1 protein-coding gene is annotated in these 940 nt (G+C 59.4%); it reads left to right on the forward strand.

Annotation, left to right across the window (positions count from 1 at the left end; genetic code table 11):
• A partial coding sequence (locus AC5PZ0_RS28235; RefSeq protein WP_493856206.1) for an immunoglobulin-like domain-containing protein occupies positions 1 to 940 on the forward strand: 940 nt, incomplete at both ends.

Genomic DNA, 940 nt, shown 5'->3' on the forward strand with positions numbered 1-940 from the left:
CGCCACCGTCACCATCAAAGCGGGCGAAACCAGCGCGCCGTATACCCACGAAGCGCAAGGCGATGACGTTTACAAAGACGCCGGTGAAATCGAGTTGGGCGTGAAGTCGGCAGCAGACATCGACGGCCGTGCCTTCGAGAACCTGCAGTTGGGCGATGCGGCGTCGGTCAAAGTGACTGACACCACGGATGACGTGGTGGCCAAGCTGACCGCTACCCCTTCGGTCACCGAAAGCGGTGCGATCACTTACACCATCACCCTGACCAACAAAGACGGTCTGCCGATCGACAAGCACTCGGCGCTGACCTTCACCCTGAGTGATGGCACCACCGTCATCACGGTCCCGGCCAACAGCACTACCGGCTTCACCACGGTGACTGCGCCGGATAACGTTTACGTCGGTACCAACGACCCAGTGATCAAATCGATCGCTTCGGTTGATGGCGCGGATGTCGGCAAGTTCGAGAACCTGGTTCTGGACAAAACTCCGGTCAGCACTGCTGTGACCGACGAACCAGATACGCCGGGCAACGAAGGCGACTTGGTCAAAGTCACCATTACGGCTGACCAAGTCTCGGTTGCCGAGAACGTCAAACCGACCTTCACCGTCCACATCAACACCGCCCTGGCTCACGATCTGGTCGTGACGCTGAGCAACAACGCTACCGTTACCATCAAAGCCGGTGAAACCAGCGCGCCGTACACCCACGAAGCGCAGGGCGACGACGTCTACAAAGACGCCGGTGAAATCGAGCTGGGCGTGAAGTCGGCAGCAGACATCGATGGCCGTGCCTTCGAAAACCTGCAGCTGGGCGATGCCGCCTCGGTCAAAGTCACCGACACCACCGACGATGTCGTGGCCAAGCTGACTGCCACCCCTTCGGTTACCGAAGGTGGTGCGATCACCTACACCATCACCCTGACCAACAAAGATGGCTTG

This window comes from Pseudomonas sp. 5.2, assembly GCF_059025405.1.